The 17,016-nt window shown below is 67.5% G+C and carries 15 protein-coding genes; 7 read left to right on the forward strand and 8 right to left on the reverse strand.

Annotated features, from left to right (window positions below; translation table 11 throughout):
- Positions 1-59: 59 nt before the first annotated feature.
- The 3 genes from folC to ACVOMM_RS15810 form a co-directional block, all read right to left on the reverse strand.
- The gene (gene folC / locus ACVOMM_RS15800; RefSeq protein WP_253118862.1) at positions 60-1,331 is read right to left on the reverse strand and encodes a bifunctional tetrahydrofolate synthase/dihydrofolate synthase; all 1,272 of its coding nucleotides are present in this window, start codon (positions 1,329-1,331) and stop codon (positions 60-62) included.
- Positions 1,332-1,376: 45 nt separating this feature from the next.
- A complete protein-coding gene (locus ACVOMM_RS15805; RefSeq protein ID WP_053519451.1) occupies positions 1,377-2,021 on the reverse strand; it encodes a histidine phosphatase family protein in 645 nt (214 codons plus the stop codon).
- A 193-nt stretch (positions 2,022-2,214) separates the two neighbouring features.
- Positions 2,215-4,377, reverse strand: coding sequence for a S46 family peptidase (locus tag ACVOMM_RS15810; protein ID WP_481526486.1), 2,163 nt, complete (start codon positions 4,375-4,377; stop codon positions 2,215-2,217).
- Between the two features lie 335 nt (positions 4,378-4,712).
- Between ACVOMM_RS15810 and tdh the strand changes: the two genes are divergently transcribed.
- Positions 4,713-5,735: an L-threonine 3-dehydrogenase gene (tdh, locus tag ACVOMM_RS15815; RefSeq protein ID WP_053520036.1), complete on the forward strand. Its 1,023-nt coding sequence runs from the start codon at positions 4,713-4,715 to the stop codon at positions 5,733-5,735.
- Positions 5,736-5,877: 142 nt separating this feature from the next.
- Here the strand turns inward: tdh and ACVOMM_RS15820 are convergent, their stop codons facing one another.
- Positions 5,878-6,570 carry a TorF family putative porin gene (locus ACVOMM_RS15820; RefSeq protein ID WP_128989467.1) on the reverse strand — a complete coding sequence of 231 codons (693 nt, stop codon included), beginning with the start codon at positions 6,568-6,570 and terminating at the stop codon, positions 5,878-5,880.
- 199 nt (positions 6,571-6,769) lie between these two features.
- Here ACVOMM_RS15820 and kbl point away from each other — a divergent pair, with 199 nt between their 5' ends.
- Positions 6,770-7,978, forward strand: coding sequence for a glycine C-acetyltransferase (gene kbl / locus ACVOMM_RS15825; RefSeq protein ID WP_481526487.1), 1,209 nt, complete (start codon positions 6,770-6,772; stop codon positions 7,976-7,978).
- Between the two features lie 111 nt (positions 7,979-8,089).
- On the opposite strand, the gene ACVOMM_RS15830 is transcribed toward kbl, so the two are convergent.
- The 4 genes from ACVOMM_RS15830 to ACVOMM_RS15845 all read right to left on the reverse strand — a co-directional run bounded on the left by ACVOMM_RS15830 (position 8,090) and on the right by ACVOMM_RS15845 (position 11,157).
- Positions 8,090-8,425, reverse strand: a complete 336-nt coding sequence (locus ACVOMM_RS15830) for a hypothetical protein (RefSeq protein WP_481526488.1) — start codon at positions 8,423-8,425, stop codon at positions 8,090-8,092.
- Positions 8,426-8,511: 86 nt separating this feature from the next.
- Positions 8,512-9,318 (reverse strand): pseudouridine synthase, encoded by an 807-nt coding sequence (locus tag ACVOMM_RS15835; RefSeq protein ID WP_481526489.1) that lies wholly within the window; start codon positions 9,316-9,318, stop codon positions 8,512-8,514.
- 20 nt (positions 9,319-9,338) lie between these two features.
- Entirely contained in the window at positions 9,339-9,845 is a 507-nt protein-coding gene (locus tag ACVOMM_RS15840) for a hypothetical protein (protein ID WP_065182879.1), read from the reverse strand.
- Between the two features lie 220 nt (positions 9,846-10,065).
- Positions 10,066-11,157 carry an OmpA family protein gene (locus tag ACVOMM_RS15845; RefSeq protein WP_279941650.1) on the reverse strand — a complete coding sequence of 364 codons (1,092 nt, stop codon included), beginning with the start codon at positions 11,155-11,157 and terminating at the stop codon, positions 10,066-10,068.
- A 357-nt stretch (positions 11,158-11,514) separates the two neighbouring features.
- On the opposite strand from ACVOMM_RS15845, the gene ACVOMM_RS15850 reads away from it, so the two are divergent.
- From ACVOMM_RS15850 to ACVOMM_RS15870, 5 genes are all read left to right on the forward strand, one after another.
- On the forward strand, positions 11,515-12,534 hold the full coding sequence (locus tag ACVOMM_RS15850; protein ID WP_053520028.1) for a zinc-binding alcohol dehydrogenase family protein: 1,020 nt from the start codon (positions 11,515-11,517) through the stop codon (positions 12,532-12,534).
- A 100-nt stretch (positions 12,535-12,634) separates the two neighbouring features.
- Positions 12,635-13,279, forward strand: a complete 645-nt coding sequence (gene yczE / locus ACVOMM_RS15855; RefSeq protein ID WP_065182876.1) for a membrane protein YczE — start codon at positions 12,635-12,637, stop codon at positions 13,277-13,279.
- Between the two features lie 97 nt (positions 13,280-13,376).
- Positions 13,377-15,407 (forward strand): FAD-dependent oxidoreductase, encoded by a 2,031-nt coding sequence (locus ACVOMM_RS15860; protein ID WP_481526490.1) that lies wholly within the window; start codon positions 13,377-13,379, stop codon positions 15,405-15,407.
- Between the two features lie 301 nt (positions 15,408-15,708).
- A complete protein-coding gene (locus ACVOMM_RS15865) occupies positions 15,709-16,167 on the forward strand; it encodes a cell wall hydrolase (protein WP_053520031.1) in 459 nt (152 codons plus the stop codon).
- Between the two features lie 85 nt (positions 16,168-16,252).
- Positions 16,253-16,864 carry a glutathione S-transferase N-terminal domain-containing protein gene (locus tag ACVOMM_RS15870; RefSeq protein ID WP_053520032.1) on the forward strand — a complete coding sequence of 204 codons (612 nt, stop codon included), beginning with the start codon at positions 16,253-16,255 and terminating at the stop codon, positions 16,862-16,864.
- Positions 16,865-17,016 lie beyond the last annotated feature (152 nt).

Raw genomic sequence — 17,016 nt, forward strand, 5'->3', positions numbered from 1 at the left:
GGTTGCGGTCGATTATACGGGTGCCGGACCGGACGGCGTCGGCGTTGGCTGAACGTGGATCAGGGCGCGGGCTGCAACCACTGCAGGGCCGCAGCGGCCGTGTGGAACGAACCGAATACCAGCACGCGGTCGCCTGGCTGGGCCTGTGCCAGCACCTGCGTCAGTGCCTGCTCGACAGTGCCGACCAGCCGTGCGGTGACCGCAGCGGTGCCGTGCAGGCGTGCCTGCAGCTGCTGCGCACTCTGTCCGCGCGGACCTTCCAGGCCGGCCAGCGTCCACTCGTCCACCACCTCCTGCAGCGCCTGCACCACGCCTTCCGCATCCTTGTCCTGCAACGCGGCATAGACCGCCAGGGTCCGGCCCGGGACAGCTTCGGCCTTCAGCGCGCGTGCCAGCTGGCCGGCCGCCTGCGGGTTGTGACCCACATCGACCCGCACCTGCACCCCATCACGATCGAATGCCTGCAGGCGACCGTTGATGCGGGCCGCGGCGATGCCAGCCGCCCACGCCGCGCGTGGCAGCGGCCGGTCCAGCGCGCGCAGCGCGGCAATGGCCGCACCCGCATTGGCCAGCTGGATCGGACCGGCCAGCGCGGGGGTCGGCAGTTCCATGCGCAGGCCGACATCGCGCCAGCGCCAGCGCTGGGCATCGATCGGCTCGTAGAAGTAGTCGCTGCCGCCGCGGATGGCGTTCGCGCCCAGCAGATAGGCCCGTGCCAGCACGCTCGACGGCGGGTCGGTCTCGCCCAGGATCACCGGTTTCCAGCCGCGGATGATGCCGGCCTTTTCCGCACCGATCGCTTCACGGTCCTCGCCCAGCCACTCGGCATGGTCGATGTCCACCGTGGTGATCACGGCCACGTCGGCGTCGACGATGTTGACCGCATCCAGGCGCCCTCCCAGCCCGACTTCCAGTACCGCCAGGTCCAGCGCTGCCCCCGCGAACAGCTGCAGGGCGGCCAGCGTGCCGTACTCGAAGTAGGTCAGGGTGATGTCGCCACGCGCAGCTTCGACGGCGTTGAATGCCGCCACCAGAGCGGCATCCTCCGCATCCTGCCCATCGATGCGCACGCGTTCGTTGTAGCGGAGCAGGTGCGGCGACGTGTAGGCCCCCACCTTCCAGCCTGCAGCGCGGCCGATGGCCTCGATGAAGGCGACCGTGGAGCCCTTGCCGTTGGTCCCACCGACCACGATGGTGCGCTTGGCCGGCGCGCCCAGTCCCATCCTCGTGGCCACGGCGCGGACGCGCTCCAGGCCCATGTCGATCGTCGCCGGGTGCTGGCGTTCAATGTAATCCAGCCATTCGGCCAGGGTGGTCGGCAGGTTCGTCACGGCAGCGGTTCCAGCAGAAGCAGGGTGGTTCGATGTGGACAGGGATCAGAGGGCGCGGTGCTTGGCTTCGCCGAAGAACGGGGTGTGGTGGGCGCAGTCGTTGAGGCGCACGACCTCCAGGCTCTCCAGGTCCGGACCTTCAAGCAGGTTCAACGTGGTCGGTGCCTGGCGGAAGGTCCACAGCCGCGACAGCGGCAGGCCCAGCACCCTGCACAGGATCACCCGGTTGACGGCATCGTGTGCGACCACCAGCAGCGTGTCGTGCTCCCCGAGGCCCTCGCTGGCGCGTGCCAGGCCGCGCCAGCTGCGCTCGAGCACCAGACGCAGCGACTCGCCGCCCGGCATCAGCACGGTATCGGGTTCCTCACGCCACGCCTTCAACCGCGACGGGTCCTTCTCGTTGATCTCGCTGGCCAGCAGGCCTTCCCACTCGCCATGGGCGATTTCCTGCAGATCCGGTTCGGTCTGCAGCGTGCCGGCACGGTCGGCGCCGAGGGCCAGCTGGGCGGTGCGCTGGGCGCGTGACAGCGGCGAGGCCACCGCACGGGTGATGTCCACGGATGCCAGGCGGGCGCCCAGCGCCTGGGCCTGGGCTTCGCCGATGGGCGAAAGCGGGATGTCGATCTGGCCCTGGTAGCGGCCTTCGGCGTTCCACGGGGTTTCGCCGTGGCGGGCAAGCAGGATGCGCATGCGTGCAAGGAGTCCTGGGGGGAGGAGATGGCCGCGTTTCGTTCACATCCTGTGAAGTACGCGGAACAGGGATGATACCTGTTCGGCGCATCGCACCGGTCGGGACATGAAAAAACCCCGCGACGGGGATCGCGGGGTTTCGGGATTGCAGACGGATTCCGCCGGGCATGGCCCGGCGGCGCCAGCATGAACCTTACTGCGCCAGGTTCAATTCCTTCAGCAGCTGCGGCGCGGGGGCCACTTCCTGCATGATCCACTGCATGTAGCGGCTGTCCACCGCGATCATGCGGGTCATCACCGGGTCGAATACCCAGTTGGAGCTGACCGATTCCCAGTTGCCGTCGAAGGCCAGGCCGACCAGCTTGCCGTGCGCATCGAGCACCGGCGAACCGGAGTTGCCACCGGTGATGTCCAGGTTGGACAGGAAGTTCACCGGCACCGAGCCGATCCGCTTGTCCTCCAGGCCGCCATATCGCTTGGCCTTGACCGCATCCAGCAGTGCCTTCGGCGAGTCGAACGGATCGACGCCGGTTTCCTTCGCCGCAACGCCTTCCAGCGTGGTGAACGGGGTGTACTGGACACCGTCCTTGCCATAGCCCATGACATTGCCGAAGGTGATGCGCAGCGACAGGTTGGCATCGGGATAGACGAACTCGCCCTTGCTCTTCTTGTAGTCCGCCACCGCCTGCAGGTACAGCGGACGGGCCGTCAGCGATTCACCTTCGCGGATCTTCCTCTGTTCTTCCTGCTTCAGCAGGGCCGGCATCACGGCCACGGCGTACTGGATGGCCGGATCGGTGCTGGCCTCGAAGGCAGCACGGTCGGCCTTGAACCACTTCAGGCGTGCATCGAGGCTGCCCAGTCCTGTGCCGGCCAGCTTCTTCACCAGGCCGTTGACGGCCCCGGCATCGCTGCCGCCCAGCCACTGGTTGAGAACCTCGTTGTTGCGCTGTGCCGCCGGCAGCGCGACGTACTGGTCCAGCCAGTACTGCTGCAGCTGCCGATCCATGCTGGCGACGTAGCGACGGTCCATCTGCCGCAGATTGCCTTCCAGGGTCGGCAGATCGCGCTCCTGGTAACCGGCTTCACGCTCGGCGTCCGGCTTGGCGCGTTCGATCGACAGGCGGTACAGCGACAGCGCGGCGCCCACGGCCGAGGTGTTGTTGAACTGGCCGACGAACAGATCGCGCTCGCGGGTACTCTTGCTGGTATCCAGGTGCTTGAGCAGCTGGGCGTGTGCGGCCAGGGCCGGCTTGCCGGCTGCGCCCTGCTGCTTCAGCCAGGCCAGCACGGCGGCCTCTTCGGCCCGCTTCTGCCCGGCCGCGTCGATGCGCTTGAAGCCTTCCAGCTGGCCGACGTAGTTCTTGGCCACGTTGTTCATGCTGGCCGCCGTGTTGGCGTACTTGACCTTGACGTCGGCGTCGGCCTTGCCGGCCTTGTCGATCAGCGCCAGCACTTCGTTGTAATGGCGGGCGATGGTCGGGTAGGTGAACTCGGCGGTTTCATTGAATTCGCCGGCCAGCGCATAGCGGTTGGTGCGGCCCGGGTAGCCGGCCACCATCACGAAGTCGTCCGCGCCCAGCGGCTGGTCGGCGAACTTCAGGAAGTGCTTCGGCTGGTACGGCACATTGTCGGCCGAGAACGCGGCCGGCTTGCCATCCTTGCCCACGTAGGCGCGATAGAACGAGAAGTCGCCGGTGTGGCGCGGCCACATCCAGTTGTCGACGTCGCCGCCGAACTTGCCGACGCTGCCCGGGGGCGCATAGACCAGGCGCACGTCCTTGATTTCCATGTTGCGGAACAGGCGGTAGGTATTGCCGCCGGAGAAGCTGTACAGACGGCAGCGGAAACCGGCGTCGGCTTCACAGGCGGCGGTCTGGGCCTTGTCGAACGCTTCCAGCGCACGGGTGCGGGCCAGCGGGTCCTTGCCGGCGGCGGCGATGGCGGCCTTGGCCTGGTCGGTGACGTCGGTGATCCGGTCCAGCACGAACACGCGGGCGTTGGGACCGGCGCTGAGTTCGTCCTTCAGGGTCGGCGCGTTGAAACCGTCCTTGATCAGGTTCTTCTCGGCGGTGGAGTTGAGCTGGATCGCGCCGTAGGCACAATGGTGGTTGGTGACCACCAGGCCCTGCGGGGAAACGAAGCTGGCGGTGCAGCCGCCCAGCGCCACCACCGCGCCCATCGGGTCGCCGGTCAGGTCGGACAGCTGTTCCGGCGACAGTTTCAGGCCGGCCTTCTGCAGCGGGCCGGCGATCTCCGGCAGCTGCTGCGGTACCCACATGCCTTCGGCGGCATGGGCGACCTGGACCAGCCCAAGGCTGGCGACGACGGAGAATGCAAGCAGGTTCGAGCGCATGGAGCGGCCCCTGGTAGTGGAACCTTCGATTGTAGCCCGCCCCCCTGCCCTGTCCCGAACCCCGGAAGTCATGGCCCCTGGCCCGCCGGGCATGGCCCAGCGCTACCCGCACGATTTCCCGATGGCGCGGGACCATGCCCCGCGAGCGCGAGCCGCCCGATTTCCCGGCAGCGCCGGGCCATGCCCGGCGAGCACGCCGGTCGCGTTCGAAACGCCCGCCGGCGCACGCCTTTCGTTCCGCCAGCGCGCCCGCAGCGCAACATTGGAATTCCGCGCAGACCTCTATAATCCGCGCTTTCCCCCTGATGAGTTCCACCCCGATGGCGCAGCAAACGATGAAGGCCCTGGTCAAGCGCGAAGCGGCCAAGGGCATCTGGCTCGAAGAGGTCCCGGTGCCGACCCCGGGCCCGAACGAGGTCCTGATCAAGCTGGAAAAGACCGCCATCTGCGGTACCGACCTGCACATCTACCTGTGGGACGAGTGGAGCCAGCGCACCATCAAGCCGGGCCTGACCATCGGCCACGAATTCGTCGGTCGCATCGCCGCGCTTGGCTCGGCGGTGACCGGCTATGAGGTTGGCCAGCGCGTCTCGGCCGAAGGCCACATCGTCTGCGGCCACTGCCGCAACTGCCGTGGCGGCCGCCCGCACCTGTGCCCGAACACCGTCGGCATCGGCGTGAACGTCAATGGCGCCTTCGCCGAGTACATGGTGATGCCCGCCAGCAACCTGTGGCCGATCCCCGACCAGATTCCGTCCGAACTGGCGGCCTTCTTCGACCCGTACGGCAACGCCGCGCACTGCGCGCTGGAGTTCGACGTGATCGGCGAGGACGTGCTGATCACCGGCGCCGGCCCGATCGGCATCATCGCTGCGGGCATCTGCAAGCACATCGGTGCGCGCAACGTGGTGGTGACCGACGTCAACGACTTCCGCCTGAAGCTGGCCGCCGACATGGGCGCGACGCGCGTGGTCAATGTCACCAACACCTCGCTGAAGGACGTGATGAAGGAACTGCACATGGAGGGCTTCGACGTGGGCCTGGAAATGAGCGGCAATCCGCGCGCCTTCAACGACATGCTCGACTGCATGTACCACGGCGGCAAGATCGCCATGCTCGGCATCATGCCCAAGGGTGCCGGCTGCGACTGGGACAAGATCATCTTCAAGGGCCTGACCGTGCAGGGCATCTACGGCCGCAAGATGTACGAGACCTGGTACAAGATGACGCAGCTGGTGCTGTCCGGTTTCCCGCTCGGCAAGGTGATGACCCACCAGCTGCCGATCGACGACTTCCAGAAGGGCTTCGACCTGATGGAAGAAGGCAAGGCCGGCAAGGTGGTACTGAGCTGGAATTGATCACTCGTGCCTCCGGCGCGACTGCCTGATTCCCCCGCATCTCACTTTGTCCCCGGCCGTTGGCCGGCCCACAGAGTGCCCGACGCCAGACACGAAAAAGGCACCTCCAGGGGTGCCTTTTTCGTGTGATGTCATGCGCCGCTTACTGGCCTACCGCCACCGTGAACACCACCCGGTTGTCGGCCAGCTTGCCGCTGTTGTCGCGGCCGTTGCCGTCGGTGCCGTAGTAGCCCAGGCCGAGGGTGAACAGACCCCAGGTACGGGCCACGCCAACGTTCCAGTCGGTGTAATCCTTGGCAATACCCTTTTCGAAGGTGCTGCGGCCGACGCTGGCGCTCAGCGTGAAATCCTGCGGCAGGCCCCACTCGCCGCCCAGCGCGTAATACCAGCCATCGGTGCTGCTGTTCCACACGTCGTTGCTGTAGGCCACCGTCAGCTTGTAGGTGTCATCCAGCGTGGTGGTGGTGATCAGCTCGTTGTAGTTCAGCTCGCTGGCGCCGGGGTAGGTGTAGCGGTTCAGCAGCACATCGAAGTTCACGCGCTCGGTGGCGTCGACGCCGTAGCCGATCTGGTAATCCACTTCGACGCTCGGGTCGCCCGGGCCGAAGTCCACGCCCGATCCCCAGACACCGGCATACAGACCAACCGGGCTGGTATAGGTGAAACCGGCCTGCAGGGTGGGATCCTCATCGGTCTGCGACACACCACGGAACAGGTAATCCGACACGGCGGTAACGTTCCAGCTGTACGGCGATTCGCTTTCCTGGGCGCTGGCGGCAAACGGGGCCAGGGTCAGGGCGGCGGCAAGGGCGAGGCAGGCACGAGCGTGCTTCATGGTCGTCTCCGGTGGGGGGCGGTGGCGTACAGGGCAGTTGCGGGAACCGGAGCCAGAACGGGCCGGTTCACGATTTTTTAACCCGTTTGCTATTGCATTGCAACATGTGCCGGCCATGGCGGTGCCTGCCTGCCGCCGGTCGCCAGCCATCGATGCCCGGTAGAATCGTCGGTTTCCCGTGCTGAGCCGTGCCCACGCCATGACCGACGTCTCCTCCGCCCTGACCCGCCACTATGCCGAGGAACTGGACGCCATCCGCGCCCAGGGCCTGTTCAAGTCCGAGCGGATCATCACCAGTCCGCAATCGGCCGAGATCACGCTGGCCGATGGCCGCAAGGTGCTGAACTTCTGCGCCAACAACTACCTGGGCCTGGCCGATCATCCCGACCTGATCCAGGCCGCCAAGGATGCTCTGGATACCCACGGCTTCGGCATGGCCTCGGTGCGCTTCATCTGCGGCACCCAGGACCTGCACAAGCAGCTTGAGAAACAGATCGCCGATTTCTTCGGCAAGCAGGACACCATCCTGTATGCGGCCTGTTTCGATGCGAACGGCGGCCTGTTCGAGCCGCTGCTCGGCGAGAACGATGCGATCATCTCGGACGCACTGAACCACGCATCGATCATCGACGGGGTGCGCCTGTGCAAGGCCAAGCGCTTCCGCTACGCCAACTGCGACATGGCCGACCTGGAAGCGCAGCTGCAGGCCGCCGACGCCGCCGGCTGCAGGACCAAGCTGATCACCACCGACGGCGTGTTCTCGATGGACGGCTTCATTGCCCCGCTGGACGAGATCACCGCGCTCGCGAAGAAGTACAACGCGCTGGTGCACATCGACGAATGCCATGCCACGGGTTTCCTGGGCGCCACCGGTCGTGGCTCGGCCGAAGTGAAGGGTGTGCTGGAAAAGATCGACATCATCACCGGCACTCTGGGCAAGGCCATGGGGGGCGCACTGGGCGGCTTCACCTGCGCCAGCGCCGAAGTGATTGAACTGCTGCGCCAGCGCTCGCGCCCGTACCTGTTCTCCAACTCGCTGCCGCCGCATGTGGTCGCCGCCGGCATCAAGGCCTTCGAGATGCTGGCTGCCGCCGACGACCTGCGCGACCGGTTGGCCGAGAACACCGCGTACTTCCGCGGGAAGATGACCGCCGCCGGCTTCGACGTGAAGCCGGGCGTGCATCCGATCAGCCCGGTGATGCTGTACGACGCACCGTTGGCGCAGAAGTTCGCCGAGCGCCTGCTAGAGGAAGGCATCTATGCGATCGGCTTCTTCTTCCCGGTGGTGCCCAAGGGACAGGCACGTATCCGCACCCAGATCAGCGCCGCGCACAGCCGCGAGCAGCTGGACCGCGCGATCGACGCCTTCTCCCGCATCGGCGTCGAGCTGGGCGTGATCAAGGGTTGATCGCCCCGAGGGGCAGCGGCCCGCCCCACCCCCCCGGGGTGGCCCCCCCCCCCCCCCCCCGGCCGCCCGGGGGCCCCGCCCCCCCGCTACCGGAATGACGCGCAATGCGCGTCATTTCTTTTTCTTCTTGTCCTTCGGCTCATCCTTGCTGGCCACCACGACCGGCTTGGCGGCAGCGTCCTGGGTATTGCCACGGGCGACGCGGATGCCATTGGCCTTCATCCATGCATCGAACTCGTCGGCGGTCATCTTCCTGTCGCCGTCGCTCATCAGGAAGCGGTAACTGCCGCGACCATCCAGTTCCGGGGTTTTCACTTCCACCACCGGGGTTTCGGCAGGCGTTTCCGTCTTGGCCATTTTCTTGTGGCCACCGCAGGCGGCCAGCAGCACGATCGGCAGCAGCAGGCCGGCACAGCGCAGGGTTCGGTTGAGGGACGAGTGGTACATGGGCAGGCTCCGTTCGGGATTTCGACGACCAGGCGCCCCCTACGCCTGGAACGGTGACCGGCATCCGCCGGCCGCGGGCATGACGCTCAGCCCGGTGCAGCGGCCCCCAGCCGCTGCTGGTCATTGACCTCCAGCATCCGCCACTGGCCCTTGCCGAGATCGTCGAGCGCCAGGTCGCCGATCGCGACCCGGACCAGGCGCAGCACCTGCAGGTCGAAGGCCGCCAGCAGGCGGCGGATGTGGCGGTTGCGGCCCTCGTCGAGGACAACCTCCAGCCACGCGGTCTTGTCACCGCTGCGCAGCACGCGCACGGCCCGGGCGGCCAGGAATTCACCCTCGTCGTCCACCCCGGCCTGCAGCGCCGCCAGCGTGTCCGCATCGGGCAGGCGATCGATCTGCACGTGGTAGGTCTTGTCCGGCCCGGTCCGCGGATCGGTCAGGCGCGCCGCCCACTGCGGATCGTTGCTGAACAGCAACAGGCCCTCACTGGCCTTGTCCAGCCGGCCGACCGGCGCGATCCAGGGCAGGCCGGCGCCGTCGAAGCAGCGGTATACGGTGTCACGGCCGCGCTCGTCCTGCGCGGTGGTCACCACCCCGCGCGGCTTGTTGAGCATCAGGTAAAGCCGCTGCGGCGGTGCCAGCGGCAGGCCATCGACCTCGATGGGAGGTGCCGGGCTGCCGATCGGAAACTCCGGGTCACGGACGATACGGCCGGAGACGCGCACGCGGCCCTCGGCGATCCAGCGCGCGGCTTCGCTGCGCGAGCACACGCCGGCCTTGGAGAGCACACGCGCCAGGCCATGGCGCACACCCGTGGATGCATCCGGATCCGCGCGCCCACGCAGGACGTGGGAGCGGGCGGCGGGGGCGGCAGGTGGGCGGCGCGTACGCAAGCCTCTGCTCCCCGCGACGGTTACTTCTTATCGACCGGCTTGGTCTCAGCCGGTGCTTCGGCCGCGGCCGGGGTGGCCACCGGTGCCGGGCGCGCCTTGACCACGCGGACGCCACGCGCCTTCATCCAGGCATCGAATTCCTCGGCGGTCATGCGCTTGCCGTTCTGGCTCATGTCGAAGCGCCACGGCGTATTGTCGAATTCGGTCTGCGGCTTGTACGCCGCCGGATCGTTCGGCTTCACCGCCGGCGCGCTCGGAATCGCCTTGGCGATGTTCTGGCAGCCGTCGATGCGCAGGCGTTGCAGCACCTGGTCCAGCGACTGCGAAGGATCGTAGCTGCTGCTCAGCACACCGGCCGGCATGCCCAGCTGGTTGCCACGGATGTACAGCTCGTCGGCCACCGGCGCGATGGTCGTGGCCGGCAGCGGCAGCGGCGAAGCGCTGGTATTGACCGAGCAATCGACCGCAGCGTGAGCGGCAGGAACCAGGGCCAGCGCCAGGACGGCGGCCGATGCAGAGCGCAGCATGAGAGGCATCCACGGAAGGAAGGTGACGCGGCGAGTGTAGCAATGCGGCGACAGCTTTCAAGCGCCACTTTCAATGAATGCGCCAACTCATTGGTTTTTTGGACAAAAAGCCGACAAACGGTCGGTCCATCGAGGCGCGTTCCGGCTTTTCCCGCCGCAGAAACAACAAGACCCGGCCGAAGCCGGGTCCTGCTGTGTCTTGCGGGCGAAACGTCAGAACTTAGTTCTGGACGTTCAGCTCGGTTCGACGGTTCTTGGCGCGACCTTCCGGATTGTCCGAACCATCCGGGTTGGTGTTCGGAGCAATCGGACGGCTCTCGCCGTAGCCGATCGGGCCGACCAGACGCGAAGCGTCCACGCCGTTCTTGGTCAGGTAGTTGTACACCGCGGTGGCGCGGCGCTCCGACAGCTTCTGGTTGTAAGCGTCGGTACCCTTCGAGTCGGTGTGACCGGCGACTTCAACGCGCAGATCCGGGTAACGCTTCAGGATCTCGGTGGCTTCGCTCAGGATGGCCACGGCGTCCGGACGCAGGTTCGACTTGTCGAAGTCGAAGTTCACGCCCTTCAGGTCGATCGAGACCGGCACCGGGCAACCGTCCGGACCGATGGTCTGACCCGGCTGCGAGTTCGGGCACTTGTCATCGCAGTTGTTGACGCCGTCACCGTCGTCATCCAGGTCGGCGCAGCTCGGGGCAACCGGAGCCGGAGCCGGAGCAGCCGCGACCGGAGCCGGGCCCAGCGGGATCACGACGCCGACCGAAGCCAGCACGTCGCCGAACCAGTCTTCGCTGGCAGCGTGGTAGCTCTTGTCGTCGAAGTCAGCGCGGTAGGCCACTTCGGCGCGGACAGCAACGCGCTTGTCGAAGGTGGTCTGCAGGCCGACGCCGAGCTTGGCGGCAACGTTGCCGTCCTTGCGCTCACGCGGACCATTCAGGCTGTTGGCCGGGTACTCTTCTTCCGACTTCTGGTAGCCCAGGCCACCGACGATGTACGGGTTCCAGCCGCGGCCTTCCTTGATGAAGTGGCGACGCAGGTCCAGCGAGATGCCGTACTGCGACCAGTTCAGGTCCTGATTGCTGTCGAAGTTCGGGTTCTGATAGTTCAGCTCACCGTCCAGCGACCAGTTCGGGCTGATGAACTTACCCAGGCCCAGGGTCACGAACGGAGCGTCGTTGGTCAGACGGTCGTTGTCCTGGAAGTTGAAGCCGGCCGAACCGGTCAGGTACCAGCGGTCATCGAACTCCTGCGCAGAAGCAGCCTGGGCGAAAGCCAGACCACCCAGCAGCGCGGCAGTAAGGATCTTCTTGTTCATTGAGTACAGCTCCTATTTCGGGGGTATGAAACCGGTAGAGGCATGGGCCAGCACTACTGCGTCGATGTTCAGACAGCCGATTCAGCACGCCACCGCCGCGAACATTATGCTCAGGCGGGTGAAGGCCATGTTAACAGTCCCGTAACATGTGAAGTGTTGCGCCCGACCGGCCACCGGTCCGACGTTGAAACCCTATACAGGATGATGAAAATCCGCAAGACCCTCACCCCATAAGGGTTTGACGGTGTTTAGGCAACGCAGGCGACATTCTGCGGAACGCGCGGCGAAGGAGATTCAGCGCGCCCCCGGAAACGTGAGGAACCTTATGATGAAAAGGGAAACCGAGCCGGAGCCGAGATGAAAGCCGTCGCCCTGAGTCGTGAATCCGCCCCCGCCCTGCAGGATCTCCGGCTGCCGCCGCCGCTGCCGCCAGCCGGCCGCGATCTGCTGGTCCGCGTGCAGGCGGTTTCGATCAATCCGGTCGACGGCAAGCAGCGTGCCGCCACCGATCCGGCCACGCTGGACACGCCGCGGGTGCTCGGCTGGGATGCGGCGGGCGTGGTCGAGGCCATCGGCGAGGACGCCCGCCTGTTCGCCTCCGGCGACGAGGTCTACTACGCCGGCGATGTCACCCGCTCCGGCTGCAATGCCCAGTATCAGCTGGTGGATGAGCGGCTGGTCGCACGTAAGCCCACCACGCTGGATTTCGCCGAGGCAGCGGCGCTGCCGCTGACCACGCTGACCGCATGGGAGCTGCTGTTCGAGCGCATGCCGCTGCATCTGGATGACCGCCGCCACGCCGGGCAGCACCTGTTGGTGATCGGCGGCGCCGGCGGCGTCGGTTCGATGGCCATCCAGCTGGCCCACCATGCCGGCTTCACGGTCATTGCCACCGCCTCCCGCGAGCGGTCGGCCGACTGGTGCCGGCAGATGGGCGCCCATCACGTAATCGACCATCGCCAGCCGCTGCAGCCGCAGTTGCAGGCACTGGGCATCAGCGCCGTGCAGATCGCGCTCAACCTGGCCGACACCGATCACTACTGGGATGAACTGGGCCAGCTGCTGGCACCGCAGGGGCATGTCGGGCTGATCGTCGAACCCCGCGGCGCGCTGCGCATCGGCGACCCGTACAAGGCCAAATGCATCGGCATCCACTGGGAATTCATGTTCGCGCGATCGCGCTTCGGTACCGCCGACCGCATCGAGCAGCACCGCATCCTGAGCCGCGCCGCGAGCATGATCGATGCAGGCCAGCTGCGTGGCACGCTCAGCGAGACACTCGGCACGATCAATGCCGCCAACCTGCAGGCGGCGCATGAGCGGCTGGCCAGCGGCCGCACGCTGGGCAAGCTGGCACTGGCAGGCTGGGACGACTGACGCGCGCGCTGTGGCGCGGGATTCACCCGGATCTGTATCTATGGAAGCGGGCGATTCGGGATTACGGTGGAGACAGATTTCCTCCCCCCCGAGCGCTCCCATGCCCACTGCCCTGCCCCTGCGCCTGCTGCAACTGATCGTCGGCCTGTTCCTGTACGGCTTCGGCGCCTCGTTGATGATCCGTGCTGCGATCGGTGTCGCGCCCTGGGACGTGCTGTCACAGGGCGTCGCGGCGCAGACCCCGCTGTCCTTCGGCCTGGCCACGAACGTGATCGGCGCGCTGGTCCTGCTGCTGTGGTGGCCCCTGCGGCAGAAGCCGGGCGTCGGCACCGTGCTCAACGTGCTGCTGATCGGTCCGTCCGCGCAGTTCGGCCTGTGGCTGTTGCCGCCGGCTGTCGGCCTGGTCTGGCAGGTGGCGATGTTCGGTGCCGGCATGCTGCTGGTGGCACTGGCCACCGGCCTGTACATCGGCGCGCGGCTCGGCCCCGGCCCGCGCGACGGGCTGATGACCGGCCTGCATGCCCGCACCGGCTGGCCGATCTGGAAGGTGCGCAGCCTGATCGAAGGCAGCGTCCTGCTGCTGGGCTGGTGGCTGGGAGGCAACGTGGGCGTCGGCACCCTGGCCTTTGCGCTGCTGATCGGCCCGCTGTGCGGGGTGACGCTGGGCTGGTTCGGCATCGGCCGGCCCCTGCCGGCGGGTGGCGCCGGGCCACGCCCGGCGAGCGCGCAGCGCGGCCACGGGTAGCCGCATTGCATGGCCCGGCGCTACCGATTCGCCCGCCCCTTGCCCCGACCGCCGTTTCGCGGCACGCTTCGCGCTTCCGTACGCAAGCGTATCGACCATGTCGCCAGCCAACGAAAGCGCCTATCCCCACCTGTTCGCCCCGCTCGATCTGGGCTTCACCCAGCTGCGCAACCGGGTGCTGATGGGTTCGATGCACACCGGGCTGGAAGATCGCGCGCGCGATTTCCCGCGCCTGGCCGCCTACTTCGGCGAGCGCGCCGAAGGCGGCGTCGGCCTGATCGTCACCGGCGGCTTCGCCCCCAACGTGGTCGGCTGGCTCAAACCCTTCGGCGGCAAGCTGTCCTGGCCCTGGGAAGTGCGTCCGCACCGGCAACTGACGGCCGCCGCCCACCAGCATGGCGCGAAGATCTGTCTGCAGCTGCTGCACGCCGGCCGCTATGCCTACCACCCCCTGTCGGTGGCGCCCTCCAAGCTCAAGGCGCCGATCAATCCGTTCACCCCGCGCGCACTGTCGGCCAGCGGCGTCGAACGGCACATCGCCGATTACGCACGCAGCGCCAGGCTGGCACGCGAAGCCGGCTACGACGGTGTCGAAGTGATGGGCTCGGAGGGATACCTCATCAACGAGTTCATCGCCCCGCGCACCAACACGCGCACGGACCGCTGGGGCGGTGATGCCTCCCAGCGCATGCGCTTCGCAGTGGAGATCGTGCGCCGCATCCGCGAAGCCTGCGGCCCGGATTTCATCATCATCTACCGGCTGTCACTGGTGGATCTGGTTGAGGACGGCAGCAACTGGGAGGAAATCGTGCAGCAGGCGCAGGCCATCGAGGCCGCGGGCGCGACGATCATCAATTCCGGCATCGGCTGGCACGAGGCGCGCATTCCCACCATCGCCACCTCGGTGCCCCGCGCCGCCTTCGCCGGGGTCACCGCCAAGCTGAAGCCGCATGTGGCGGTGCCGCTGGTGGCGACCAACCGCATCAACATGCCCGAGGTTGCCGAGCGCATTCTCGCCGACGGCGGTGCGGACATGGTGTCGCTTGCGCGCCCGCTGCTGGCCGACCCGCAATGGCCGAACAAGGCGCGCGCCGGCCGTGCTGACACGATCAACACGTGCATCGCCTGCAACCAGGCATGCCTGGATCACGTCTTCGAGAACAAGCTGGCCAGTTGCCTGGTCAATCCGCGGGCCGCGCACGAAACCGAACTGGTCTACCGCCCGACGTCCACACCGAAGCGGGTGGCGGTGGTGGGCGCGGGCCCGGCCGGCCTGGCCTGCGCCACGGTGGCCGCCGAGCGCGGTCACCAGGTCACCCTGTTCGACGCCAGCGACGAGATCGGCGGCCAGTTCAATGTGGCCAAGCGCATCCCGGGCAAGGAAGAGTTCCACGAGACGCTGCGCTATTTCCGCCACAAGCTGCAGGACACGGGCGTGCAGCTGCGCCTGGGTACCCGGGCAGACGCGACCTGTCTGGCCGGCTTCGACGAGGTCGTGCTGGCGACCGGCATCACGCCGCGCCGGGTCGACTTCCCCGGCGCGGACCACGCCAAGGTCGTCAGCTACCTGGACGTGCTGCAGGGCCGGGTCGAGGTGGGCGCCAGCGCGGCCATCATCGGTGCCGGCGGCATCGGCTTCGATGTCGGGGAATTCCTCAGCCACGAGGGCCCATCGCCGTCGCTGGACCCGCAGCGCTGGATGGCCGAATGGGGGGTGGACGCCACCTTCGAGGCCCGCGGCTCGCTGGCCCGTCCGCAGGTGGACGCTTCGCCACGCCGGCTGTGGCTGCTGCAGCGCAGCCCCGGCAAGCCGGGTGCGCGCCTGGGCAAGACCACCGGTTGGATCCATCGCGCCACGCTGAAGGCCAAGGGCGTGCGGATGCTGGGCGGCGTCGAGTATCTCGGCGTGGACGACCACGGGCTGCGCATCCGCGTGGAAGGCAGCGAACAGCTGCTGCCGGTGGATCATGTGGTGATCTGTGCAGGGCAGGAACCGAACCGCGCGCTGCAGGCCGAACTGCAGGCGGCGGGCATCAGCGCACAGCTGATCGGCGGTGCCGATGTGGCCGCCGAACTGGACGCCAAACGCGCCATCGATCAGGGCAGCCGGGTGGCAGCCGCCCTTTGATCCACACCTGAATGGGCGGCGGGAATGTGATTTCCGTCACCCGCCTCGAAGCTGAATGTCAAGCCGGGCGATTCATGATGCGTTCGGCCAGCCCCCCCTACCTTGCGCCAACTTTCCGCTCACCAGCCAGTTTCCGGTGAGCCGGTGCGGCCCTCCCGGATCGTTCATCGATCCTCTTTTCCCGGGCCGCCCACGGGGCGGCCCCGATGGCCGCCTCCCCATGACGCCAAGTCGTACCCCGCCTCCTGCCCTCTCTTCGGCCGGAACCCCGTGGTGCGGCCCATACGGAGCAAGGAGTTATATGAAACTGGCCTGGATTCTCTGGCTGTCGCAGTTGCTGCCCCAGCCGGCGGCTGATTCATTGTGTTTGAGCACCACCGTGTACCTGGAAGCCCGCGACCAGACCCTGCGCGGCCAGCAGGCCGTGGCCGAAGTGGCACTGCGCCGCCTCGACAGCGGCCTGTGGGGCGACTCGATGTGCCAGGTGGTGACCGCACGCAAGCAGTTCGCCCCGACCATCGTCTCCCCCGGCACCCAGCTGGGCAACGACGCGGCCTGGAGCGAGGCCATGAGCGTGGCCTTCGATGCGGAGCGCAACTGGGCGCTGCCGGCCGGCGAGCGCCGCGAGATCGTCCCCGGTGCCAGCCATTTCGCCGCCCTGGCCATCGCCAGCCCGAACTGGCGCAATGCCTACCAGGTGGCCACCATCGGTGATCACACCTTCTATAAGGTGCAGAACCTCAAGCCCCGGCAGTCGTAACGAACTGTTGCCGGCGGCAGCGTTGCCGCGCGCCGGCAGGCTCTGGGATAGTGGGCGATTCCCGCACACCCCGCCTGGAGTTCCCATGAAGCTGTACAGCAAGCCCGGTGCCTGCTCCACCGCCGACCACATCGCCCTGCAGTGGACCGGCCAGCCGTTCGAGGTCGAACTGCTCGACAAGGACACCCTGAAGGGGCCGGAATTCCTCAAGATCAACCCGGCCGGCTCGGTTCCGGCGCTGGTCGATGGCGACTTCATCCTGCTGCAGAACGCGGCCATCATGGGCTACATCGCCGACCGCTTCCCGCAGGCCGGCCTGGCCGGCGACGGCAGCCCGCGCCAGCGTGCCGAGGCCACCCGCTGGCTGGCCTTCGTCAACTCCGATGTGCACCCGGCGTTCTCGCCGCTGTTCGCACCGGGCAAGTTCATCGGCGATGAGAGCCAGTACGACGCGATCCGCGCGGCCGCCCGCAAGCGCCTGCGCGGCCTGTTCGAGACGGCCGACCGGCAGCTGGCGGACAAGCCCTGGCTGGCCGGTTTCCGCAGCTTCGCCGACCCGTACTTCTACATCACCCTGCGCTGGGCAGCCGGCGCCAAGGTCGACCTGTCGGGGCTGGATCATCTGGCCGCCTACAAGGCGCGCATGGACGCCGATGCCGGCGTGCAGGCCGCACTGAAGGCCGAAGGCCTGGCCTGACCGTACACGGAGCCGCCGGCAGCGCAGGCGGCTCCGATCCGGCGTCCCGGCCCCGGGGGCGGGCGCGGGGGGGGGCCCCGGGGCGCCGGCGCCCCGACAAGCAGGGAACCGGCCCCCACGGGGGCAGGCACCCCCGCGCGGCCCCCCCCCCC

Source organism: Stenotrophomonas sp. STEN009 (assembly GCF_056760395.1).

Excerpts from the sequence above, each read along its gene's own strand:
- ACVOMM_RS15805 (WP_053519451.1), bottom strand. The coding sequence starts at position 2,021 with ATGCGCATCCTGCTTGCCCGCCACGGCGAAACCCCGTGGAACGCCGAA.
- ACVOMM_RS15810 (WP_481526486.1), bottom strand. The coding sequence starts at position 4,377 with ATGCGCTCGAACCTGCTTGCATTCTCCGTCGTCGCCAGCCTTGGGCTG.
- tdh (WP_053520036.1), top strand. The coding sequence starts at position 4,713 with ATGAAGGCCCTGGTCAAGCGCGAAGCGGCCAAGGGCATCTGGCTCGAA.
- ACVOMM_RS15820 (WP_128989467.1), bottom strand. The coding sequence starts at position 6,570 with ATGAAGCACGCTCGTGCCTGCCTCGCCCTTGCCGCCGCCCTGACCCTG.
- kbl (WP_481526487.1), top strand. The coding sequence starts at position 6,770 with ATGACCGACGTCTCCTCCGCCCTGACCCGCCACTATGCCGAGGAACTG.
- ACVOMM_RS15830 (WP_481526488.1), bottom strand. The coding sequence starts at position 8,425 with ATGTACCACTCGTCCCTCAACCGAACCCTGCGCTGTGCCGGCCTGCTG.
- ACVOMM_RS15840 (WP_065182879.1), bottom strand. The coding sequence starts at position 9,845 with ATGCTGCGCTCTGCATCGGCCGCCGTCCTGGCGCTGGCCCTGGTTCCT.
- ACVOMM_RS15845 (WP_279941650.1), bottom strand. The coding sequence starts at position 11,157 with ATGAACAAGAAGATCCTTACTGCCGCGCTGCTGGGTGGTCTGGCTTTC.
- ACVOMM_RS15850 (WP_053520028.1), top strand. The coding sequence starts at position 11,515 with ATGAAAGCCGTCGCCCTGAGTCGTGAATCCGCCCCCGCCCTGCAGGAT.
- yczE (WP_065182876.1), top strand. The coding sequence starts at position 12,635 with ATGCCCACTGCCCTGCCCCTGCGCCTGCTGCAACTGATCGTCGGCCTG.
- ACVOMM_RS15860 (WP_481526490.1), top strand. The coding sequence starts at position 13,377 with ATGTCGCCAGCCAACGAAAGCGCCTATCCCCACCTGTTCGCCCCGCTC.
- ACVOMM_RS15865 (WP_053520031.1), top strand. The coding sequence starts at position 15,709 with ATGAAACTGGCCTGGATTCTCTGGCTGTCGCAGTTGCTGCCCCAGCCG.
- ACVOMM_RS15870 (WP_053520032.1), top strand. The coding sequence starts at position 16,253 with ATGAAGCTGTACAGCAAGCCCGGTGCCTGCTCCACCGCCGACCACATC.